Consider the following 23,216-nt stretch of genomic DNA (forward strand, 5'->3'; position numbering starts at 1 on the left):
ATGTTACTGACACAACATACTATACAAACGATGAGCACTGACCTGGTGAATAAACCGACGGCAGCGTCCTTCGCATATCCAGAAAAGATTCTTCAATTTGGCACCGGTGTATTACTCAGAGGCCTCCCGGATTATTTTGTCCATAAAGCAAATCAACAAAACCTGTTTTGCGGCAGAATACTGGTTGTAAAGTCAACAAGCTCGGGCGGTGCTGATGCCTTCGAACAACAGGACAACCTATACACATTATCCATTAAAGGTATAGAAGACGGTGAAGAGATTTCACAATATGAAATCAATAATTCGATTTCCCGTGTATTGGCGGCCAACCAACATTGGTCAGAAATATTAAAAAGCGCCGAAAATCCGGATCTTGAAATTGTCTTCTCCAACACCACCGAAGTCGGCATTGTTATGAGTGAAGACCGCATCAGTGACGCACCACCGGCTTCTTTCCCGGGTAAACTTTTGGCTATTCTCTATCGGAGATTTGTTTACTTCAATGCGGATAAAAACAAGGGCTTAACCGTCGTCCCTAGCGAATTGATTACCGACAATGGAACTAAACTGAAATCAATCATCACAGCCTTGGCTAAGCTGAATGAGCTTCCAGAAGAGTTTATGGACTGGCTTGATACCGCCAATGATTTTTGTAACACGCTAGTCGATCGTATCGTTCCCGGAGCATTGCCGCTAGCGGAATACACGAAAACCTGCGCTTTACTGGGCTACGAAGATCAATTGATGATTATGGCCGAACCCTTTCGCTTATGGGCGATAGAAGCGACTTCTGAACGTATACAACAACGCCTGTCCTTTGCATTGGCAGATCCGAATGTCATGTTGGTTCCATCAATTGAAAAGTACAAGGAAATCAAACTAAGGCTGCTCAATGGAACGCATACTTTAAGTTGTGCCCTTGCCCTTCTTGCGGGCTTCGAAACTGTAAAGGAGGCCATGCAAAATGCTGCATTCAATCAATTTATACGTCTTTTAATGCAGGATGAAATTGGTCCCGCCATTTTAAGCGACACTATTTCAGTCGCGGACATCAACGATTTTTCATCCAAAGTCATCGATCGCTTTGCCAATCCGCATCTGGAACATAAATGGGAATCCATTGCTTTAAATTATAGCTCAAAAATGGCAATGCGCAATATTCCCTTGCTAAAAAAATGGTATACAACACACCACGAAGCTCCACAACTCTTCGCACTTGGATTTGCGGCTTATCTCTATCTACTAAAATCCACGCTGAACGGTGCTCAGTATGAGCAATTGATTAATGGACGAACAGTTGTGCTTCAGGATGAGTCTGCACCAATATTACATACCGCTTGGTGCAATCCAGATACACTCGTCCATACCGTGCTTTCAGCTACGGATTTATGGGGAACCAATTTAACGGAGTTCCCTCATTTTGAAGAAACAGTCAACCAAAAATTGCAACAGATCATTGAAAAAGGGGCATTAAAGGCACTCGAAATTTCATCAGTTCTTGACAATAAAAAAGTATAAATAGCGCTACAGATGAAAAACAACGTATTAAAGATACATCCCAAAGACAATGTTTTAGTCGCCTTACAAGATCTCAAAAAAGGTGATGCAATTTCTTTTGAGGGTATACAATATATTCTACAGGAAGATATTCCGGCCAAGCATAAATTTTTTATGCAGGATATGCACTTTGGTGACGAAATCTATATGTATGGGGTTCTCGTGGGAAAAGCACAATTTGATATCCCACAGGGAAGCATCATGAATACCGACAACACCAAACATGCAGCTGAACCTTACCATTTTCGGCCTTCACATTATCACTGGGAAAAGCCTGACGTTTCAAAGTTTGAAGGAAGAACTTTCAATGGTTACCTCCGTCCGGACGGTCGTGTTGGCACCGCGAATTACTGGTTATTTATCCCAACCGTTTTTTGCGAAAACCGAAATCTTGATGTTATCAAAGAGGCATTATACAATGAGCTTGGTTATTCAGTCACTGGAAAATACAAGAACTTCACCCATCAGCTGTTAAAAGCTTATGAAAAGGGTGAAACACTAGACCTGTCCTCACTCGGGCAACTAAACACAATTACGGAGCAATCGGATCGTGTATTCAGAAACGTAGATGGGATCAAATTTTTAAACCATCAGGGGGGCTGTGGTGGAATCCGACAAGATGCTGCCATCTTGAGTAAGTTACTTGCCGCTTATGCCGACCATCCAAATGTCGCCGGTATTACGGTATTGAGTCTGGGCTGCCAAAATTTGCAGCTGAACGATCTCGTCAACGACATTAAGCTGCGTAATCCAGGATTTGACAAACCATTGTACTTATTTGAACAGCAACAATCAAAAAGTGAGGAGCAACTGCTGAAAGAGGCGATACTACAGACTTTTGTGGGGCTGACAGAAATTAATAAACTTGGAAGACAGCCGGTACCATTGAGCAAATTAACCTTGGGTGTAAAATGCGGTGGTAGTGATGGATTCAGTGGTATTTCGGCCAATCCGGCTGTTGGTTATACGGCCGATCTTCTGGTTGCCCTTGGTGGAAAAGTACTGTTGGCTGAATTTCCAGAATTATGTGGTGCCGAGCAAAACTTAATAGACCGCACCATCGATCCGAAGGCTGCCAATAAATTCATTGACCTGATGACCGCCTATAGCAATGCTGCCGAGGCTGTTGGTTCGGGTTTTTATATGAATCCATCTCCAGGCAATATTCGTGATGGACTTATCACTGATGCGATAAAAAGCAATGGTGCCGCGAAAAAGGGAGGAACCTCCCCTGTTGTTGATGTTTTGGACTACACCGAGGAAGCAACAAAGCCCGGTCTTAATTTGGTCTGTACCCCCGGAAATGATGTGGAAGCGACCACAGGGAAAGCTGCTGCAGGCGCAACACTTATCTTATTCACAACGGGTTTAGGTACGCCTACAGGCAACCCTATTTGCCCAGTTATCAAAGTAGCAACGAATAATGTCCTAGCAACCAGAATGGCCGACATTATCGATATCAATACCGGCCCTATTATAGACGGTGAGAAATCGATTCAAACCATGGCCGAAGACATTTTAGAATATTGTATCAAAGCAGCTAGTGGTGAAATAACACCTAAGGCTGTCCAATTAAACCAAGACGATTTCATACCTTGGAAAAGAGGTGTGAGTTTATAAAAATAGAATATTGTATGAAAGCTTTTTTAGACGACAACTTTTTATTAAACACAAAAACAGCAGAACAGCTGTATCACAGCTATTCAAAGCATTTGCCGATCATTGATTATCATAATCACTTGATTCCCGAACAAATCGCTAATAATGTAAAATTCGACAATATTAGTCAGGTCTGGTTACATGGCGATCATTACAAATGGCGGGCCATGCGGGCCAATGGTGTCAATGAGCGTTATATTACAGGTGATGCTTCCGATGAGGAAAAATTTATCAAGTGGGCAGAAACTGTTCCTTATACATTGCGCAACCCATTACACCATTGGACACACCTTGAACTGCAACGCTATTTTGGCATCACAGATTTGTTGTCACCAAAGACGGCTGCCAGGATATATGCCGATACAGGCGCTTTGTTACAACAAGACAGCCATTCCGTTCGCGGCTTACTGAAAATGATGAAGGTTGAAGTGGTTTGTACCACTGACGATCCTATCGATAGCCTCGAGTTTCACCAACAATTTGCAAAAGAAAAGGAGTCGTTCAAGATGCTTCCGGCTTTTCGTCCGGATAAAGCAATGAACTCGGATGATATCATTGCACTGAATCAATATATCGATAAATTGGAAGCGGTCAGCGACATGCAGATCAGTAGCTTCGGTGATTACTTAAATGCGCTAAAAACAAGACATGATTTCTTTGCTGTCAACGGATGTAAAGTATCAGATCACGGCTTGGAACAAATTTATGCAGAAGATTATACTGAACAGGAAATCGTGACGATCTTTGATAAGATTCGTACAAAAAAGGAAATCTCTCCGACCGAAAATCTGAAATTCAAATCTGCGATGTTGATTTATTTTGCAGAATGGGACCATGAAAAGGGCTGGGTTCAGCAGTACCACCTAGGAGCTTTACGCAACAATAATGCCCGTATGCATCGTTTGATCGGACCTGATACTGGTTGGGATTCGATCGGAGATTTTAGTCAGGCACGTGCATTGTCAAAATTTTTGAATAAATTAGACAATCAAGATAAGCTAACCAAGACCATCTTGTATAATCTCAATCCTGCCGACAATGAACTTATTGCAACCATGATCGGGAATTTCAACGATGGATCAATTAAGGGAAAAATCCAGTTTGGCTCGGCTTGGTGGTTTCTGGACCAAAAAGACGGCATGACAAAACAAATCAACACACTGTCAAATATGGGTTTATTGAGCCGTCTCGTTGGTATGTTGACAGATTCTAGAAGCTTCCTTTCATTTCCAAGGCATGAATATTTCAGAAGATTGTTGTGCGACATCTTCGGACAGGACATTGAAAAGGGAGAGATACCACATGATATCGAATGGGTAGGGAAAATCATAACAGATATCAGCTATAATAACGCAAAAGAATATTTTGAATTTTAATGAACATGCAGGGTAAAGTTTTAAGCTTTGGAGAATTGTTGTTGCGGATCTGTCCCGACATCGAACAAGATTGGATTGAACAACACCAGTTGCCTTTTTACGTCGGTGGGGCCGAGCTGAATGTAGCCACAGCCTTGGCGTTGTGGAATGTACCATCATCCTACTTATCTGCAATTCCTCAAAATGCCATCTGTGAAGGTATTGATAGCTACCTGAAACGCAGAAATATAGACACATCAGTGATGCAATGGACTGGCGAACGATTAGGTATTTACTATCTCCCAAAAGGAAAAGATCTAAAAAATGCGGGGGTCATTTATGATCGCGCAAACTCATCGTTTGCAAACCTCAAAGTGGGCAGTATTAATTGGGAAGAGATTTTTGCCGATGTCAAATGGTTTCATTTTTCAGCCATCTGTCCTGCAATTAGTCAAGATATTGCTGACCTATGCCTGGAAGCTGTTAAAAAAGCACAAGAGAAGGCAATCTTTGTATCATTGGACCTTAATTACCGCGCTAAACTGTGGAAATATGGAAAGACACCAAAAGAGATTATGCCCGAAATTGCCAAGTATTGTAATTTAATCATGGGGAATATCTGGGCTGCACACCAAATGCTCGGCACACAGCTAGATGATAAGTTCCTAACTTCTTCTTCCGGGTATCAGGAAGAAGATTTACTGGCACAGGCAGATCGTACAAGTAAAGAGATCATTTCCGTGAATCCGATTTGTCAATATGTGGCCAACACCTTTCGTTTTGACTATCAAAGCAAAGGGATCAAGTATTATACCACACTATTTGACAAAGACAGCCTGATTAAATCAACGGAATATACAGCCGAAGAAATTTTGGATAAGGTAGGTAGTGGAGATTGCTTTATGGCAGGGCTGATTTATGGCTTATACTCCAACCTTTCTCCGCAGGAAACCTTAGCGTTTGCAACACTTGCCGCATTCGATAAACTATTCATCGCGAGCGATGCTACAACAAGTACAGTGGAAGACATAAAAAATAGAATGATAGCATGAATTTGAAAGAGATTGTATTAGAGAAAATTATAGCGCAAGGGACACTTCCTTTGTTTTTCCACCACGATAAAGCCGAAAGTATCGCGATTCTGCGAACCCTATATCAGGCAGGTATACGTGTTTTTGAATTTACAAATCGAGGCCCCGAAGCATTGGATGTTTTTGAAAGTTTAGTTGCTGCAAGAAACCTCGACATGCCTGACCTTTATTTAGGTATTGGCACCATCAAGTCAGTTGACGAAGCCCAACAATTTCTACAGATTGGAGCAGATTTTATTGTTTCTCCTATTGTAAATCCGCTAGTCGGTTCCCTTGTACATGAACAGCATAAGCTATGGATTCCGGGCTGTATGACCCCCACAGAAATCTATACCGCACAACAGCAAGAGGCCGCACTTATCAAATTGTTTCCTGCAAATATACTAGGCCCTGCCTTTATGTCGTCGATACGCGAGCTCTTTAAAGGGCAGAAATTTATGCCGACGGGGGGCGTAGAAATCGAAATGGAGAATTTAAAAGCATGGTTCAAATCGGGGGTTTGCGCAGTAGGCATGGGCAGCAAGTTAATTGATCCCAAAGACACAAGCAATTTATTTGAAAACACTAAAAAAGCACTTGAATTTGTCTCAAAAGCACGGTAAAGGTCTTTATATCGTGAGTTCAGAAAGATCATACTGAAGAACGCTTAATTGACAACAGGCAACAGACACGTATACTAAAAAATAAACTATTAAACCCATTATGATTAACACGGAGAAAAAGGGTAATTACCGTTGGGTGATATGCTCGCTACTATTTTTTGCTACCACAATCAATTACCTGGATCGACAGGTGCTGTCCTTAACCTGGAAAGACTTTATTAGTCCTGAATTTCATTGGACAAATACAGACTATGGCAACATCACCGCATTATTTTCGATCTTTTATGCCATCAGTATGCTTTTTGCAGGTCGCTTTGTGGATTGGATGGATACAAAAAAAGGCTTTTTGTGGGCGATCGGAATCTGGTCTATTGGCGCGATATTACATGCATTCTGTGGTATAGCCACTTCAGGTATCGTCGCCGGTGAATGGTTCGTCGGTTTCGAAGGCGCAAAAGAGGCAATTTCTCATGTTAACAATGTGGGTTTAGTAATGAGTGTGAGTGTCAATCTATTTATTTTTGCCCGCTTTGTTCTCGCTGTCGGCGAGGCTGGTAACTTTCCAGCCGCGATTAAAGCTACAGCAGAGTATTTTCCCAAAAAAGACCGGGCGCTGTCTACGAGTATTTTCAATTCAGGGGCAACCATAGGAGCATTGGCAGCACCCTTAACCATCCCTGTCATCGCAGCACATTGGGGTTGGGAAATGTCTTTCATCATTATAGGCGCCCTTGGATTTGTCTGGATGGGTTTTTGGATTTTTCTTTATAAGAAGCCACATGAAAACCCGAAAGTAAATGCCGCTGAATTGGCTTACATTCATCAAGATGATCATGAAACAGAACAAACCGGAGTAACCAAACAACCGCGAACTACCATATCGGAATGTTTAAAATACAAGCAAACGTGGGCTTTCGTCTTTGGTAAATTCATGACTGATGGTGTTTGGTGGTTCTTCTTATTTTGGATGCCGGCCTATCTCTCTGCTGTATACGATATCAAATCATCAGATACCGAAGGGCAATTGGCTATCTTCGTTTTATATGCCATTACCATGTTGTCTATTTATGGCGGGTGGCTACCAACCTATTTTGTTGACAAAAAAGGAATGAATGCTTATGAGGGCCGCATGAAAGCCATGTTGTTATTTGCTTTTGTACCCTTGGTTGTACTTTTCGCCCAACCCCTAGGTCATATTTCCTATTGGATACCTGTCATTTTGATCGGTTTTGCCGGAGCTGCACACCAATCTTGGTCTGCTAATATTTTTTCGACTATCGGTGATTCTTTTCCTAAACGTGCCATTGCGACTGTTACTGGAATTGGGGGACTCGCTGGGGGTGTAGGAGCCTTTATCATCAACAAAACGTCTGGATGGTTATTTGATTATGCAAAAGAAACTCAGCTAGTCTTTATGGGCTTTAAAGGAGAAGAGGCAGGATACTTCATTATCTTTTCTTTCTGCGCCATAGCATATTTAATTGCATGGCTTGTAATGAAAACACTAGTACCTAAACTTATTTTAATAAAAAATTAACATATATTGCAAAATTTGTATTATATTAGCAATATCTTTATAAATATCAATCTAAACCATTTTTAAAAACAATGAGCTTAAACTTAGAAAGTATTTTCTATGAGGAGAAAGACATTCCCGCAGAATTTACACTAGACGAACAGGTCGATCAAAGAGAGTTCCTTTCCAATGGAGAAATGATTTCTTGGACGGGTCAAGTAAACGAGGTTTTTTCACCAATCTGTGTGAAGACTAAGGATGGCTTGAAACGTAAGCGCATCGGTAGTTTCCCTGTTTGTACTGAAAAAGAGTCCATGGAAGCCTTGGAAGCTGCTGTAAAAGCATACGACAATGGCCGTGGAGAATGGCCGACAATGAGCGTTGCCGATCGTATTACTTGTGTTGAAAATTTCACACAGAAGATGATTGCCAAAAAGGACATTGTTGTCAAGCTTATTATGTGGGAAATTGGCAAATCCTATGCAGACTCGGTAAAAGAGTTTGATCGTACTGTAGAATACATCTATGCAACGATCGATGCATTGAAAGATATAGACCGCGATTCTTCACGTTTTCAGATCGAGCAAGGTATCGTCGCCCAGATCAGAAGATCTCCATTAGGCGTCGTTCTTTGTATGGGTCCATTCAACTATCCATTGAATGAGACATTCACGACATTGATTCCGGCATTGATCATGGGAAATACCATGTTATTCAAACCACCTAAACATGGTACTTTATTGCATTATCCTTTATTAGAAGCTTTTAGGACCAGCTTCCCTAAAGGTGTTGTCAATACAATCTATGGCCGTGGCAACAAGATTGTTCCTAGCTTAATGCAATCAGGAAAGATCAATGTTTTGACGTTAATCGGTTCAAGCCGTGTTGCTGATGAACTTAAAAAATTGCATCCAAAAGTGAATCGCCTTCGCGCTATTCTTGGCTTGGACGCAAAAAACGCAGCAATTATTACAAAAGACGCAGATTTGAACCTCGCGGTTTCTGAAACCGTATTAGGATCACTCTCTTTCAATGGCCAACGTTGTACAGCATTAAAAATTATCTATGTACATCGCAGCTTAGCGCAAGAGTTCCTAAAACGTCTCTCTGCTGAAGTCGCAAAATTGAAATATGGAATGCCTTGGGAAAAGGGGGTATCATTGACTCCGCTTCCAGAAGTCAATAAACCAGCTTATTTAACTGAATGCATTGAAGATGCAAAAGCATATGGTGCAAAAGTCGTCAATGAGAATGGTGGTCAAGTTGCAGAATCGTTCTTCTATCCGGCAATTGTTTACCCTGTCAATTCACAGATGAAACTTTATAGAGAGGAACAATTTGGGCCAGTTATCCCTGTTGTTCCTTTTGACGACCTTGAAGAACCTATCGAGTACTTAATCGGATCTTCGCACGGACAACAAGTAAGTATTTTTAGTAATAATGCAGCGGTTGTTTCATCACTTATTGATCCACTGGTCAATCAAGTGAGCCGCGTAAACATCAATTGTCAATGCCAACGCGGCCCAGATACTTTCCCTTTCACAGGTAGAAAGGACAGTGCTGAAGGAACCTTGTCAGTAGTTGATGCTTTACGGTCATTCTCTATACGTTCTCTAGTGGCTACAAAATTCACAGAGGAAAACAAGAAATTGTTAAATGAAATCGTGAGTGAAAATGAATCAAATTTCTTAAGTACGAAATATATTTTCTAGTATACGGCTGATATCAAAAAGCGACATCGAAATAATCGATGTCGCTTTTTTTCTGAAAGTGTCTGATTGTATTGGCTAGAAAGAACCTTCAGTTCGCTTTCATTGCGGTTGGTATCGGCGAAATCATGAAGGCTTTCTATGAAAATCCCTTCCCCAGTCAATCAAATTGATTTGAGTTTACAATTCTTTCTGATTTTATACCGTCTTAAAGTTACTTCAGCACCAGATTATTCTGAATAGTTAACTGCAACTCGCGAATGCCCTCGGCAACAAGCTTTGCCACTTCACTTGCCCCGAAAGTATTCAGATGTGTATCATCTTTCTTTCCCTGCGGATAGTTCCGATCTCCGCTTTCTACATGCAAAAACAATTTTTTACTTCCTTCGTCGCCATAAGACTGTACAAGTTTTGTCGTCTTATCCTCCATATCAATATAAGCTGTTTGCGTATCTGCAGCCACCTTACGGATAATAGCCGGATATTCGCCATGTGTTTTAATGAGCAGGCCATTTTCAAATTTACGTCGTGCGATAGGTGTCAAAAGAATCGGAATTCCTCCCTTTTCTCGCGTTTGCTTGATATAAAAGATCAAATTCTGCTCAAACTCTTCCAAAGAAGTGCCTACATTGGGCTTATCGACTTTTTCGTCATTATGTCCAAACTGGATGAAAACATAATCTCCGCGACGGAGGTTTTCAAAAATAGGTTCCCAATGATTAACAATGCTCCCGTATTTGCCTATATCTTGTTTAAAGGATTTGGTACTCCGCCCATTTAATGCGCGATTATCGACCTTCACCTGCTGGTCAAACAGCTTAGCAAAAGCCATTCCCCAACCAGTTTCTGGAAAGGTGCGTTTGTCCTTATTTGCAGCTGTTGAATCGCCAATTATATAAATTGTGAGGGTTTGTTCTTGCTGTAAAGCAAGAAGGAAAATTACCATCACAAAGCCTGAAACAAGTATACTAATTTTTTTCATTGAACTTATAAGAAAGACACACGCCTTCTTAATTAAGCAGAAGGCGTGCGGTAATAACATAAAACATACTATTGACCCCATCTTGGATCACCAATACCATTATCCTTTAATGTTTGGTTTGTTAGTGTAAAGTCTCCTTTGGGGGCATCCTTGAATCCAGGATCCAATAGTGTATAGCCATTAGCACTAACATCATTTTTTACTCCAGAGGCAGAACTGTTATAGAAGTTTACCGCATCAAAGTAATTGTTACTTTTGAGTTCGACCAGATTAGTTGCAGACTGATTAGCGGTCATTGCCAGTGACTTCACAATTAAATTTTTAGCGAATGTAATTTCATTCTTCGCTAAACGCACATAGAAGAAACGTTTAGTAGCATCTTGTATGACATTGTAAAAGGTATTATTATTCACTTTGATGATGCTTGTAATAGCCGGATAAGCTGCGGATCCACCTGCGTCCATCCGGATAAATTCCCGGTTCAAGACAGCATTGGAAACTGTATTATTTGTAAATTCAAAAATCCTCGCAATAGCTTTTCTAAAATCAATAAACTCATTTCCATTACCGACGATATTGTCAAAAATATTATTACTCATGCTTACGCTCTCTACCGAAGCATCGAAACTGCCATAAATAATCCCTTTCGGGTAGTTCATCAGCTTACTATCTTCTAGGCGAATACTTCCGAAAGCACCTGCCTGCAATGTAATGACACAGTTTCCCCCCGACTTATTTTCTCCATCAAGTATAAGATCTTTTAATGATAGTGATGCGCCCTTATCCAAATTAAAATAAGCAGATTTTACCAACGGGCGATCGGCGGGTTTCGCACCTTTGATAGCTATCGCTTTATCGATCAGTACATCAGCAGTGAGCGAATAGGTTCCTGGCATTAATGCGAGTACATCCCCTGCTTTGGCAGTTCCGATTACAGCAACGAGATCATCTGTGGGCTGCACAACAACTGCATCCCCCAAGTCAATCAATGTCGTGAATGTCGCTGATCCGCGGATCTTGTTTCCTTTCAATAGTGTCGCGGTGTAGGTTGTTTCTCCTACCAGACCTGTGACTGTTGCTTCCCCTGCAGCAATCTCTTGCGGTGTCACGGGATGGATAATATTCCCTGGGTTAATCGCGATGGCTGTCGCCTCTTCACCTGCGGTCCAATTTAGCAGAACAGAAGTTGCCTGGATTCCCTCCGGGCTAACAGGTTTCATAATCTGTTCTTCGTTGGTCTTAAAGGTAATGGTACTCCATTTGGAATCAGCCACCTCAGTTCCTACAGCCTTGATACGGGCAGAATAGTTTGTTGCTCCATCCAATCCAATAATCGTATAGGGAATCTGATCATTTGTGATCTCTTCAATTATCCTGACAGGACTCCCTTCAAAATTGAGTTCGCCATTAGCAAACAGTTCTATTGTATAACCTTTCGCTTCGGCATTTTTCTTCCAGGTCAATTGAACTCCTGTTTGATTAACGATTCGTGCGCTCACTCCTGTAGGAGAAAAATAACGGTCTGTCGTCAGTTCTGTTAGTTCTTTTACACGATCATCAGAACAGCTTATATTTGCGAATATAAGCCCAAGACCGAGATATAGCAATATATTGATTCTTTTCATTCTTATGCTTATTTTCTATTGAAAACTAAAACCATTATTATTCAACTTACCGTTGCTATTATCCAAAAAATACTGCCAAATAGGCCAAAATTGCTGTGTATTGGGATCGCGGAGGTATAAAGCATCCCAGAAGGTTGCCTGATCACTACTTGCTGCCATCGTCCATTTTTTTGAGGAAGTATATCCTGCCGCAGCGCCCACTGCATCTGTGTCGCCAAAATTTAAGCCATATATTTCCACTTTTTCACCATCAGCTGCTGTCTTGTAGTAGATATTGGCAGGCAATGCCGCATATTTACCCTGTCTATTCTCCAGCTGCTGTAACTTTTGTTTAGCTTCAGCCAACTTGACCCCTAGAAGATTCCAGCGGATCAAATCACCCTTACGCAACATTTCTCCCGTAAACTCCAATGCACGTTCGTTGACGAGGGCATGAAAGAAAACATCCTTACTTGTGGTGATTTGCTGCATATAAGCCGTTACTTTCTCCGGATTGTTTGGATAAGCCCGTTCACGGATCATTTTAAAATAAGGTGCCGCAGCATTTGGGCCATCCAATTCATTTATTGCCTCTGCTGCCATTAAAAGAACATCAGCATAGCGCATATACATCCAATTCAAACCATCATCATTGGTCGAAGTAACCACCCTCGACATCCACTCATAGCGATATTTCCCAAAATACCACTTACCGAGATTTGTTGGTACCTGTACACCACCCGTCCATTCATACGGGACACAGCTTACGTCACGGCGCACGTCTTCTTTCTCGTATTCGTAAAACATAATGGGATTCGGGCCATTTGTCCCGCCCTTATTTTGGCCAGTATACTTATCTGTTGTGGTATGTTTGACACCGAGGTCAAATATGACACGGCCACGGCCTTCACTAAAAGGGATCTCCCATAGTGATTCTAATCCAGCCTGTCCTTTCTCTTGGCATAGTGTCTTAAAAACTTCTTCAAAACCGAGAAGCTTTGCGGCGCCACTATTGATGATATCCAAACATTCTTTTTTTGCCAGCTCATACATCTTTTTCGACTCCAATTCAGGATCATTACTTTTACGAACCCCATCTGCCCGTTGAGAATAACCTCCGGCAGACAACGCCAAACGAGCACGCAAGCCCTTAGCAAACGCTTTATTGATATGTTCAACATTGGATGTCTTTGCACTTTGGTTCGGCCAAGGCAGATAGTTTTGAGCTTCCTCCAGATCGGCCAGCAACTGCTTGTAAATTACATCACGATCGCTACGCTCGATATAGATTGACGCTGTACTCAATGGTTCGAAGCGAGCTGGTACATCGCCCCATGCTTTAACCAGATCATTATATACCACAGCCCTCAAAGTCAGGATTTCGCCTAGAATATAAGCCATCTCCGGGCGCTGCTCAATATTCCCATAACTACGCAGGCCCCTAATCGCTAAGTTAGCCCGCTCAATACCTTCATAAAATTTAGCCCAGGCATTGTTATCGGTATTCATTTGGGTATTATTCACGTTAGTATTATAATTTGACAATCGTGATTTTTCATCGCCAGGATTCTTCAGACTATTATTGACCTCTGCATCTGTGTTGATACCATAGAAGACCAAATATCTACCCCGATAGGAGTTTGTTTCACCAAAAGATTGAATAATTCCTGCAACAGCCCCTTCCGCGAGATCTTGGTTAGAAAATATAACCGACTCATCCAATGCAGATTTCGACGGTGCTTCCAATATTTTATTACAAGATGATACGGTTCCTGCAAATAATAAAGCCAAGGTTATATGCAATAGTGTTTTTTTCATAAGACTAGAAGTTTAAATTAAGACCTGCTACGAAAGTTCTGCTTTTCGGATAAGCCGAATAATCCACCCCCGGCGTGAGGTTGGTCTTTCTCCGTGTAGATACCTCAGGATCAAAGCCACTATAATTGGTCCAAACCGCGAGATTATATCCGGAAATATATACTCTAAAGTTCCGGATTTTCAACCTATCAGTAAACGCTTTAGGCAGCGTATAACCTATTGTAACAGTTCCCAAGCGCAAAAAGGAGCCATCCTCCACAGCCCAATCGCTGAATACAAATTTACTTGTAAGCGGAGACCAGAGACTCGTATTTTTATTCATATCGGCCAATTGGTTAGGGTCATTACTGATCGTTCCATCGGGCAGTAAGTTCGTCCAACGTTGCCCTTCTTCCATTACCGTGAGCATATTGCGGTTATTATACTTGCTCGTAGATGTATATTCAATCTTATTGGCATTGTAGATATCGTTTCCATAGCTCCAGTTAAATAATGCTGTCATATCAAAGTTATAGATACGTGTATTGATTGAAAATCCACCGGTATGTAGTGGATTTGCATCTCCAATAATCGTCTGATCACTTGCATCGATTTTATGATCATCACCAACTAGATCTTTTAATTTCATTGTTCCCGGTCTTATGGTGCCAACGACAGTAGAGGCATCAGCTACGCCATCTTTTAAAATCCATTTTTTTGATGCTGCATCATAGCCTGTAAAATCAGAAACTTCATATCGCCCGTCACTCACGTAACCATACATTTTTCCAACCCGCCCACCAGTCTCTACAACGTAATCCGTTCCAATTTCCGTTGAAGCCCAACCCGAAGCCATTGGAATCGAGGTCAAGGTTCCCAAAGAATTAACTTTCGTTTGATTGAAACTAATATTGCCACTAAAATTGAGATCAAAGTTCTTCTTATTTATTGCAGACCAGTTTAGTGTAAGCTCTATCCCTTTATTTTGGGTTTCACCTAAATTTCGATATTGATCATCATAACCTGATCCGGCAATTGGGAAAAGAATCAAGAGATCTTTTGTTTTATTTTTATACACATCGACCGTTCCCGATAGCTTTTTCTTGAATAAAGTAAAGTCCAAACCTATATTCTTTGAAATGGTCGTTTCCCATTTCAAATCCGGATTAGACATCGTTTTTGACGTAGCCCAATAATTATTATACCCATTGACCCATTCTGTGTTCTTAACTGAAAATATTGGATATATCTGCTCTAATGGAATATTATTATTTCCCGAGGTACCCAAGCTTGCTCTAAGTTTTAAGTCATCAAGCCAAGATTGCGTCTTGTCCATAAATCGCTCTGATGAGATCCGCCAAGCAGCTGCCATGGATGGGAAATACCCCCAATAATTGTCTGCCGAGAACTTGGAGGAACCATCTGCCCGGAAAGTTGCATTAAATAAATACTTCGAGTCAAAGTCATAATTTACCCGGCCAAAAAATGAAAGTAATTTTTCGTCAGCAAACATGTAATTGTTTATCGTACTCGATGCACCTTGCGGCGTTAATTTTCGGGTATCATCCAGTTTAAAGCTGTTCGGAAAACCGTGTGTCGTATTGGTATTTAATGTTTTTTGTGTAAACAAATATTCCTGGCCAACCAGCACACTTAAACTATGTCCTTTAGGAAGGAAATCTTGAAAGTTATAGTTTAATGTATTTGTGGAGCGTATCCCCTGAGTCGACGTATTCAATGAGATAAGAGCAGGCTTATTTTGATCTAAAGCAGCGGGAATATTACGCACATAATACGTCGTTGGACCATAAAACCGATCATTATAGTTGTGATAATCATCAAAGCCAAATTCTGTCCTGAACCGTAGGTTTTTAACAATATCCCAGCTAAATGCAGCATTTAGGTTATACGTTCTCCTTCGCTGTAACTGATCATTATCGACCAAAGACTCTAACGGATTATACAGATTGAATTCATCATCGGTTTCATCACTATTTGTTAGGCCCCCAACAGGAAAGGGAGGATAAATCATGGCGAATTTTAAACGGGAATCTGATGAAGAGGCTTCATTCTGTTCATTCATGCCTCCACCTGAAATGCGAACATCCGAAAATCGCGCACCCAAATCTATGGAAGTATTCTTTGATGGTTTATGGTTTAGTTTAAAATTGACATTTTGTCTCCGAAAACCAGACATTTCCATAATCGCTTTATCTCTCACAAAGGAATGAGAAATTGAATATTTCGTCTTATCACTCCCCCCTGACAAATTAAAATTTTGGTTAAAAGTATTACCGGTCCTTCCAAATATAAGCTCTTGCCAATCATTTGAAGGCACGTCTTTATAGAGGTCAATATCTTGAAAATTACCAAAGTATTTGACATAAGTATCCAGTTTATTTTGCAACAATGCCTGTTCGTACTGCCAGGTTACATAATCGTAGGGAGACAATACATCGAGCTTTTTTGCCAAATTTCGAATTCCGCCAAAAGCGCTATAACTAATTGATGTTTTTCCTGACTTTGCACTTTTGGTGGTTACGATAACAACCCCATTTGCTCCCCGAGAGCCATATATGGCTGCCGAAGATGCATCTTTTAACACATCAATGGACTCAATATCTGCTGGCGCGATATCTGATATCGAAGACATCGGAAAACCATCCACGATATATAAAGGCGCATTATCTCCTGTAACGGAGCCTCCGCCACGGACGCGGACCTTCATTTCTGCATCTGGGGATCCTTCTGTAGAAGAAATTTGAATCCCAGCCATTCTTCCCGCAATCGCCTCAAGAGCTGAAGATACTGGAGCTTTAGAAATGGTTTCTGCACCTACCGAAGTTACAGCTCCTGTCAGATCTTTCTTTTTGACCGTCCCGTAACCGATGTTTACAGTTACCTCTTCCAATGCATTAGACTGTTCTTCCAAAATAATGTTAAGTGTCTTCTGATTCTCAAGAACTGTTACTTTTTTTGTCTGAAATCCAACATAGGTAAATTGAAGTTCTTGATTGTTACCGGCTATTTCGATACTAAACTTTCCACTTTTGTCCGTCACAGCAACAATTCTTGTTCCTGGCACCGTTACACTCACACCAACCAATCCTTTTTGATCCGTACCAACGACCGTTCCTTGGACTTTTCGGGCTTGAGCGTGTGCATTTAATGTGAATAACGAAGCGCAAATAGCAGTAGATATTACTAAGGCCTTACTCATATTTTTAGGTTTTTAAATTACAATGATTAAATCACTCTTGCAGGAACTGCATCGAAATTTAACTGGTTATCATACAATCAAGTTTACAAGTTATATTTCACTTGTTCATGCAAGTATCATTAAAAAGTTATGCAAACGTTGCCGGCAACGTTTGCATATGCCCGTGAATTAGGTTTTGTAATTTTTTTTGATTAATATTATAGTCTATTTTGCCAATTATGAAATTCGAAAACTATACAATCAAAGATATTGCTAAAGCGCTCAATTTATCTACTTCTACGATCTCAAGAGCTTTGAGAGATAGTTATGAAATAAGTCCCGAAACAAAAAAGGTTGTATTAGAATACGCGAAAAAAATAAACTATCGTGCCAATCCTATTGCTAGGAGTTTAAAAGAGCGGCGAAGTCACTCAATCGGTATTATCGTTAGCGAAATAGCTAATAATTTCTTCTCCCAAGTCATAAGCGGTGTAGAATCAATTGCCTATGATAAGAACTTTCAGATCATTATTTCACAAACACATGAATCTTCCGAACGGGAACGACTGAATGTCGAATACCTAACTTCTAGGTCTATAGATGGACTACTGATTGCATTGTCTTCAGAAACTGAAGACATCTCCTATCTACATCAATTGAAAGAAAGAGGATTTCCAATAGTCTTTTTTGATCGGATCCCACAGCAGTTCGACACCTACAAAGTTGTCGTAAACAATCAACAAGGAGCCTATGACGCAACTCAGCACCTCATAACACTCGGAAAGAAGAAAATCGCGCACCTAACAAACTCTAAATCACTGTCCATCACGAAAGATCGATTAGTTGGCTATAAAAAGGCCCTTATGGCAAATCACATCGATTTTGACCCCAATTTGGTAAAATATTGTCAACATGGTGGACTACATGTAGAGGAAATTGAGACGGCTGTCGAGGAACTTCTCCGCATTGGTTTCGATGCTATCTTCATTTCCGGCGATAAATTAACCACAGGATATCTTCATGTCATAAAAAAAAGGCCTTTCGGGCCTGCACAAGGTATCGCCATTGCAGGATTCACAAATTCAAACGTTGTGGACCTATTTTCCGCCAAATTGACCGCAATTCGCCAACCTGCATTCGAAATGGGAAAAATTGCCACAGAATTGCTTATTAAGTTAATAGAAGCAAAATATCCCATTACGGAATTTGAAACCCTTGTATTGCCTACGGAATTGGTCAGAAATGACTAATTATAACTTGGTGCATTTCTTAAATAACAACAGCTACACAGAAAAAGATGCTTTCTGATTCATAAGCTATATGAAATACTCCGAATAACTTAAATATATGAAACAGACAATGCCAAAAAACCGTAAGAATATGACATTCCTACGGTTATATATTAGAAAAACAATCGAGTCCTATTGCGCTCTTTCCTTCTCCTCGTTACTTGTATCTTTCTTACGATAGTTATTTTTTAAATTTCCGAATTTATACGAATAGGTCAATCGAACCACACGACGATCTTGGTATTGCCTGATACTGGAGTCAAAATCGCCGAAATTAGTTTTCAGATTCTGATTCCCTGTATTAAACAAGTCGCTCACCGCCAGTTTCAAAGAACTACGTTGATCTTTAAATGTCTTTGTCGCTCCAATTTCCATATCCCATCGGGCTTTCATATCGTACACATTATATTTGAAAGGAGAGAAATATCGCAAATTGACATTAGCCGACAGACTTTTCGCTAATTTTAAATTGTGCATCGATGTAGCCTGCAAAAGAAATGACTTCCTTTTCAGCGGATGACCGCTCACCATGCCATCAAAGTTAAAATGGATGCCTGTAATATTGTTATTCATGCTCCAGATCTTGGATACCGTTATCGGTATGTTCAGATTCAGGTAAGCAGTCAAATTCTTTCCTAAATTTTCACGTATAACCCAAGTTTGTTTCAACACTGAATCTTGCCCCATACTCTCTACAATAGCATCCCGCACATCGTTAATACCCAATGTCACATTGTAACGTTGCATCAACGTATAGTTTAGTGTGAATTCATTGGAAAATTGCGGATTCAGATAGGGGTTACCACGTTCGAAGGTTAATTTATCAATGAAATAATCAAAAGGATTCAACTGTCTGTAATTGGGACGGGTTATTTTCCTTGCATAACCTAAGGAAAGAATATGATTCTCATCGAGGGTATATGTCAGATTTGCATTCGGAAAAAGTTTAAAGTAGTTCCGCTTCACCTGCTTATTTAAGGTCAATGAGTTTCCATCAGAAAATGTATATTCTCCTCTCGCACCGACCTTCAGCCCCCATTTTCCTATCGTATTATTATAGTCTATATATCCAGCGGCGATCTGCTCCTTATACACAAAATGATTCGTCCGCTTTTCATTATTGATCCAGGAATTGTTCAAAAAATCTTCAAAGGTTAAGTCATTATCCGACGTAACATTAGAATATTTAGCTCCCATCTCAAGCTTGGAGACCTTAGATAGCGGTTGTTCATAATCCAGTTTGGCGACATAGATATCGATTCCGATGGGCATTCTACTCCGTTGGATCTCCTCGGGAGTAATCGCATCCATCTGACCATCAAAATATTGGTTATTATACCCCACGCCTTTACTGCTTTTGAATTTACTCCAATCCAGATCAAGGGTAAGTTTTCTGCCGTTAGAATCAATTCTAAACTCATTGTTTAAATTAGCAGAGTACCGATCAAATAACTCTTTGAATTGCGATGTCGAAATCAAAAGCGAATCCAATGTTGTAAAAGACTTTCCTACATTGGTCTTACTATCGTTATCATTGTATTCGATATTATTCGAACCATTAAACTGCACGGTTAACGTATTTCTGGCTGATGTCCTTTGCTCAACACCGAAGCGATAGGAATGATTCTGTTCTTTTTCATCCAATATCGACCTTTGTTTAAAATAGGTCTTTTCCCCTTTATTCTGAATAACACGATCAAGCAGGAGCTTCCGGTGACTTTTCTCATTCGAATAGGCATACGATCCAAATACTGTCGTATTATTCTTTTTATAATTTAAGGATAAGGAGCTATTTCCTCTGAATTTTTCTCCCCGCCCTGCCGTCATGTTAAAGGTTCCATTAAATCCTTCCATCCGATTTTTCTTGAGCACAATATTTATAGTCCCCACAGCCCCCTCAGCGTCATCTTTTGCTGCCCGGGTAGTGATAACTTCGACGGACTTAATCTGGTTGCCATCCGTACTCTTCAAAAAATTCACCAACTGCTCACCCGACATATAGGTCTGCCGACCATCGATGGTCACTGATACACCAGATTGACCCATCAACTGTAGGTTATTATTGTTATCTAAACTCACTCCAGGAGCCCGCTGTACAATATCTAAGGCATTATTCCCTGCGGCCAAGGGAGAGTTTTCGACATTTAAAACCAGTTTACCAGGCTTGCTTTCAACCATCGGCCGCTTACCCTCTACGGCGACCTCCTGCAATTTTCGTGTGTCCGTGTTCAGCAGGATCGTTGGGACCTTGTAATCTGATTTACTGATATCAAAAACGTTGCTCTTATTGGCCGTATACCCAACCATTTTGACGTCGACATAATAACTTCCAGCTTGTATATCCGAAAATTGGTATTCTCCATTTTCATCTGTAACAACTGCTTTCAAAATAACGGTTGTTTTTGCCTTCATCAGATAAGCAGTTGCAGAAGCCAAAGGCACATTATTTTCCACCAGTACTTTGCCTGTAACTTTCACTTGCGCATAGGCAAAGGAAGCAATTAAAAAATTTAAGAGTAAGAGGTAAAAATATCTTTTCATTCGTTTATAAATAGGTATAATAGCATTTACTTTTGATGGTACGAAATAGGCTTATCACACGAGGTTCAGTAGTGATTTTCGAGGTTACAGCTTCAATAATTTGTCTTCCGCCTAAAGGCGGAAGACTTGGTTTATGTTATTTCTTTTTTGTCTCTATGGTAACACCATCTTTTTTGACATTGATAATGGTATCTCTACGGATAACAACAGACGTATCATTTGCGATTACTTCATTGCCTTCAGCATCTGTTTCGTCACTGTCATCTGACTTTTTGGGTGGCAATGCACATTTCAACCCGAGTGACGTGACTACAAACTCGACGTCTTTTACATCCCTTAGGTCTTCACTATAACGGTCACGACATTCGTAAAATGAAATATCCCTTAATTTATCTTCCAAATTATCATTAATGATCAGCTTGGTGCCTACTGGGAGAAACAAGGTAATATTGACTTCTTGATCCCGATAGAGCTCACCTTCATTCAACTGGAACGCATTGTCAAATGTTAATGATGTACTATCTTGTCTCAACGCATAGTTAATTTTACCTGCTCTGTCTGTTGCGACTTTATAGGAATTTCCTTTAGCCGAATACTCATAACGTACATAAGGTTCCTGTAGAGAATCGATACGTTCGACACGGATACGAATATTACGTCTCAGATAAGTAGAGAGGTTTTCGTTTTTTATACCCAAACCGCTTTTTACACCATTTTTTAAGCGGATGACGCGAATATCATTTTCATTTAAGTAATAAACAGCTTGTTTTTGCAGTGGCTTCTCTTCAACAATCGTACTGGACTCTTTGAATTCCTTTGCTACCGATGTAGCGTAGTAGATAATTGCGCCTATCGACGCCAACCAGACTAAAAATAAAGTGGTTGTCAAATAATTGTTCATTGGTTTTTTCTCGAAAAGAACGCGGAGAAGCAAATAGAACAATCCAGCAAAAGGGATAAAAATGGCCAAGAAACCCGCTATCAAAGCAAAAGGTACATCGCTTGGATTCATGAGATAAAAAGGACCAGAATCGTCCATGACGTCAGGGATAACGTTCACAATAGCCAGTGCAAAGAAGATAAGTCCAATGATCAACCCGATGAGCGTTAACCCAACAATAATAACAAAGAATACCCCGATGACTTTCACAAAGACCTGCAATAATTTAGCAACACTATCGCCTGTACGGTCCATTCCCCTCGAAAACGAATCCCTCACCCCGCTCATTTCTTCATCGAAAGAACGTTTGAAGTTCTGAATATTCGGTGCCTCCCCACGCATTTCCATCTTATCTGCACGAGTTACAGCGAGCGGCATGACGATCCATAGGATGACATAGACTAATACGCCCGATCCACCGATCACAACAAATAAAGCAAAGAGTAAACGTACCCATTTAGCCTCAATGCCAAAAAAATGTCCCAGTCCACTACATACTCCACTGAAAACTTTGTCATCAGGGTCGCGCATCAGCTTCTTCCCTACTTTAAAGCCGTCTGCATTTGGCTGGCGCTGAAAAGATGCATAACCATCCTGATCCTCAGATTCAAAATCACTTACACTCCCCATTTGCTCTATCACAGCATTAACATCGTCCATATTCAAAACTTCTTTACTGCCCGCCTGAATCTTTTCAGTAAACATCTCAGAAATACGATTTTCGATGTCCTCTAAAATCTCCCGACTATCTTCCGATTGTCCAAAGTGCTTCTTTATATCAATCATGTAGGAGCGAAGCACCTCATAAGCATCCTCTTCAATATGGAAGACGATACTATTTATGTTGATAATTATTGTCTTATTCATCGTTATTGTCTTTAACTGGTTTAGTTGAATCATTGTTTCTACCCACCAATGACGTGTTTACAGCAAACACGAGTTCATTCCAGGTAACATCTAGTCGCGAAAGGACTTCTAACCCTTCTTGGGTAATTTCATAATATTTTCTAGGCGGACCTGAAGTTGACTCCTTCCATATATAGCTTAACAGGCCATTGTTTTTTAGACGTGTTAAAAGCGGATATAAGGTTCCTTCCACAACCAATAATTGAGCTTTCTTCAGTTCGCTGATAATATCGGAGGCATAAATTTCTCCTCGAGAAATTATGGATAGGATACAATATTCAAGTATCCCCTTCCTCATTTGGATTTGTGTATTTTCAGCTATCATAATAATACAAAGATATATGTATTTTATGGTACCATGCAATACATAGTACCATATAAAAAAACAAATTTATTAAAACACTGATTTACAGGTAAATAATTTTTAAATTCATAATATTTTTATTTCTATCAGGAAATTTTTGGATAT

Annotated in this window: 15 protein-coding genes; 8 read left to right on the plus strand and 7 right to left on the minus strand. The window is 40.4% G+C overall.

The window, feature by feature from the left end:
- The 7 genes from IQ31_RS16890 (at nucleotide 1) to IQ31_RS16920 (ending at nucleotide 9,492) form a co-directional block, all read left to right on the plus strand.
- The gene (locus IQ31_RS16890; RefSeq protein ID WP_088163287.1) at nucleotides 1–1,518 is read left to right on the plus strand and encodes a tagaturonate reductase; all 1,518 of its coding nucleotides are present in this window, start codon (nucleotides 1–3) and stop codon (nucleotides 1,516–1,518) included.
- Between the two features lie 12 nt (nucleotides 1,519–1,530).
- Nucleotides 1,531–3,177, plus strand: a complete 1,647-nt coding sequence (locus IQ31_RS16895; RefSeq protein ID WP_145328781.1) for a UxaA family hydrolase — start codon at nucleotides 1,531–1,533, stop codon at nucleotides 3,175–3,177.
- 14 nt (nucleotides 3,178–3,191) lie between these two features.
- Nucleotides 3,192–4,592 carry a glucuronate isomerase gene (gene uxaC, locus IQ31_RS16900; protein WP_088163289.1) on the plus strand — a complete coding sequence of 467 codons (1,401 nt, stop codon included), beginning with the start codon at nucleotides 3,192–3,194 and terminating at the stop codon, nucleotides 4,590–4,592.
- 5 nt (nucleotides 4,593–4,597) lie between these two features.
- Nucleotides 4,598–5,623 carry a sugar kinase gene (locus IQ31_RS16905; RefSeq protein WP_244294515.1) on the plus strand — a complete coding sequence of 342 codons (1,026 nt, stop codon included), beginning with the start codon at nucleotides 4,598–4,600 and terminating at the stop codon, nucleotides 5,621–5,623.
- Nucleotides 5,620–6,264 (plus strand): bifunctional 4-hydroxy-2-oxoglutarate aldolase/2-dehydro-3-deoxy-phosphogluconate aldolase, encoded by a 645-nt coding sequence (locus IQ31_RS16910; protein WP_145328785.1) that lies wholly within the window; start codon nucleotides 5,620–5,622, stop codon nucleotides 6,262–6,264. The genes IQ31_RS16905 and IQ31_RS16910 overlap by 4 nt, the downstream gene beginning before the upstream one ends.
- A 100-nt stretch (nucleotides 6,265–6,364) precedes the next feature.
- The gene (locus IQ31_RS16915) at nucleotides 6,365–7,801 is read left to right on the plus strand and encodes an MFS transporter (RefSeq protein ID WP_376747254.1); all 1,437 of its coding nucleotides are present in this window, start codon (nucleotides 6,365–6,367) and stop codon (nucleotides 7,799–7,801) included.
- A gap of 71 nt (nucleotides 7,802–7,872) precedes the next feature.
- On the plus strand, nucleotides 7,873–9,492 hold the full coding sequence (locus IQ31_RS16920) for an NADP-dependent glyceraldehyde-3-phosphate dehydrogenase (protein WP_075990278.1): 1,620 nt from the start codon (nucleotides 7,873–7,875) through the stop codon (nucleotides 9,490–9,492).
- 211 nt (nucleotides 9,493–9,703) lie between these two features.
- Here the strand turns inward: IQ31_RS16920 and IQ31_RS16925 are convergent, their stop codons facing one another.
- The 4 genes from IQ31_RS16925 to IQ31_RS16940 all read right to left on the minus strand — a co-directional run bounded on the left by IQ31_RS16925 (nucleotide 9,704) and on the right by IQ31_RS16940 (nucleotide 17,092).
- Nucleotides 9,704–10,471 carry a rhamnogalacturonan acetylesterase gene (locus tag IQ31_RS16925; protein WP_145328787.1) on the minus strand — a complete coding sequence of 256 codons (768 nt, stop codon included), beginning with the start codon at nucleotides 10,469–10,471 and terminating at the stop codon, nucleotides 9,704–9,706.
- Nucleotides 10,472–10,539: 68 nt separating this feature from the next.
- Complete coding sequence (locus IQ31_RS16930) at nucleotides 10,540–12,096, minus strand: DUF4957 domain-containing protein (protein WP_088163292.1); 1,557 nt, start codon at nucleotides 12,094–12,096, stop codon at nucleotides 10,540–10,542.
- Between the two features lie 15 nt (nucleotides 12,097–12,111).
- Nucleotides 12,112–13,893: a RagB/SusD family nutrient uptake outer membrane protein gene (locus IQ31_RS16935; protein ID WP_088163293.1), complete on the minus strand. Its 1,782-nt coding sequence runs from the start codon at nucleotides 13,891–13,893 to the stop codon at nucleotides 12,112–12,114.
- A 4-nt stretch (nucleotides 13,894–13,897) separates the two neighbouring features.
- The gene (locus tag IQ31_RS16940) at nucleotides 13,898–17,092 is read right to left on the minus strand and encodes a SusC/RagA family TonB-linked outer membrane protein (protein WP_088163294.1); all 3,195 of its coding nucleotides are present in this window, start codon (nucleotides 17,090–17,092) and stop codon (nucleotides 13,898–13,900) included.
- A gap of 218 nt (nucleotides 17,093–17,310) precedes the next feature.
- Here IQ31_RS16940 and IQ31_RS16945 point away from each other — a divergent pair, with 218 nt between their 5' ends.
- Nucleotides 17,311–18,321 carry a LacI family DNA-binding transcriptional regulator gene (locus IQ31_RS16945; protein ID WP_088163295.1) on the plus strand — a complete coding sequence of 337 codons (1,011 nt, stop codon included), beginning with the start codon at nucleotides 17,311–17,313 and terminating at the stop codon, nucleotides 18,319–18,321.
- Nucleotides 18,322–18,492: 171 nt separating this feature from the next.
- Here the strand turns inward: IQ31_RS16945 and IQ31_RS16950 are convergent, their stop codons facing one another.
- The 3 genes from IQ31_RS16950 to IQ31_RS16960 all read right to left on the minus strand — a co-directional run bounded on the left by IQ31_RS16950 (nucleotide 18,493) and on the right by IQ31_RS16960 (nucleotide 23,072).
- Nucleotides 18,493–20,901 (minus strand): TonB-dependent receptor domain-containing protein, encoded by a 2,409-nt coding sequence (locus IQ31_RS16950; protein ID WP_145328789.1) that lies wholly within the window; start codon nucleotides 20,899–20,901, stop codon nucleotides 18,493–18,495.
- A gap of 136 nt (nucleotides 20,902–21,037) precedes the next feature.
- Nucleotides 21,038–22,708, minus strand: coding sequence for a PspC domain-containing protein (locus IQ31_RS16955; protein WP_145328791.1), 1,671 nt, complete (start codon nucleotides 22,706–22,708; stop codon nucleotides 21,038–21,040).
- Nucleotides 22,701–23,072: a PadR family transcriptional regulator gene (locus tag IQ31_RS16960; protein ID WP_046673104.1), complete on the minus strand. Its 372-nt coding sequence runs from the start codon at nucleotides 23,070–23,072 to the stop codon at nucleotides 22,701–22,703. Before IQ31_RS16960 ends, IQ31_RS16955 begins: the two co-directional genes overlap by 8 nt.
- Nucleotides 23,073–23,216: the final 144 nt, after the last annotated feature.

It is taken from the genome of Sphingobacterium siyangense (genome assembly GCF_007830445.1).
GTDB classification, from domain to species: Bacteria; Bacteroidota; Bacteroidia; order Sphingobacteriales; family Sphingobacteriaceae; genus Sphingobacterium; species Sphingobacterium siyangense.

What these genes read in the sequence shown, in the direction of transcription:
- IQ31_RS16890 (WP_088163287.1), top strand. Translation starts at nt 1, where the DNA reads ATGTTACTGACACAACATACTATACAAACGATGAGCACTGACCTGGTG.
- IQ31_RS16895 (WP_145328781.1), top strand. Translation starts at nt 1,531, where the DNA reads ATGAAAAACAACGTATTAAAGATACATCCCAAAGACAATGTTTTAGTC.
- uxaC (WP_088163289.1), top strand. Translation starts at nt 3,192, where the DNA reads ATGAAAGCTTTTTTAGACGACAACTTTTTATTAAACACAAAAACAGCA.
- IQ31_RS16905 (WP_244294515.1), top strand. Translation starts at nt 4,598, where the DNA reads ATGCAGGGTAAAGTTTTAAGCTTTGGAGAATTGTTGTTGCGGATCTGT.
- IQ31_RS16910 (WP_145328785.1), top strand. Translation starts at nt 5,620, where the DNA reads ATGAATTTGAAAGAGATTGTATTAGAGAAAATTATAGCGCAAGGGACA.
- IQ31_RS16915 (WP_376747254.1), top strand. Translation starts at nt 6,365, where the DNA reads ATGATTAACACGGAGAAAAAGGGTAATTACCGTTGGGTGATATGCTCG.
- IQ31_RS16920 (WP_075990278.1), top strand. Translation starts at nt 7,873, where the DNA reads ATGAGCTTAAACTTAGAAAGTATTTTCTATGAGGAGAAAGACATTCCC.
- IQ31_RS16925 (WP_145328787.1), bottom strand. Translation starts at nt 10,471, where the DNA reads ATGAAAAAAATTAGTATACTTGTTTCAGGCTTTGTGATGGTAATTTTC.
- IQ31_RS16930 (WP_088163292.1), bottom strand. Translation starts at nt 12,096, where the DNA reads ATGAAAAGAATCAATATATTGCTATATCTCGGTCTTGGGCTTATATTC.
- IQ31_RS16935 (WP_088163293.1), bottom strand. Translation starts at nt 13,893, where the DNA reads ATGAAAAAAACACTATTGCATATAACCTTGGCTTTATTATTTGCAGGA.
- IQ31_RS16940 (WP_088163294.1), bottom strand. Translation starts at nt 17,092, where the DNA reads ATGAGTAAGGCCTTAGTAATATCTACTGCTATTTGCGCTTCGTTATTC.
- IQ31_RS16945 (WP_088163295.1), top strand. Translation starts at nt 17,311, where the DNA reads ATGAAATTCGAAAACTATACAATCAAAGATATTGCTAAAGCGCTCAAT.
- IQ31_RS16950 (WP_145328789.1), bottom strand. Translation starts at nt 20,901, where the DNA reads ATGAAAAGATATTTTTACCTCTTACTCTTAAATTTTTTAATTGCTTCC.
- IQ31_RS16955 (WP_145328791.1), bottom strand. Translation starts at nt 22,708, where the DNA reads ATGAATAAGACAATAATTATCAACATAAATAGTATCGTCTTCCATATT.
- IQ31_RS16960 (WP_046673104.1), bottom strand. Translation starts at nt 23,072, where the DNA reads ATGATAGCTGAAAATACACAAATCCAAATGAGGAAGGGGATACTTGAA.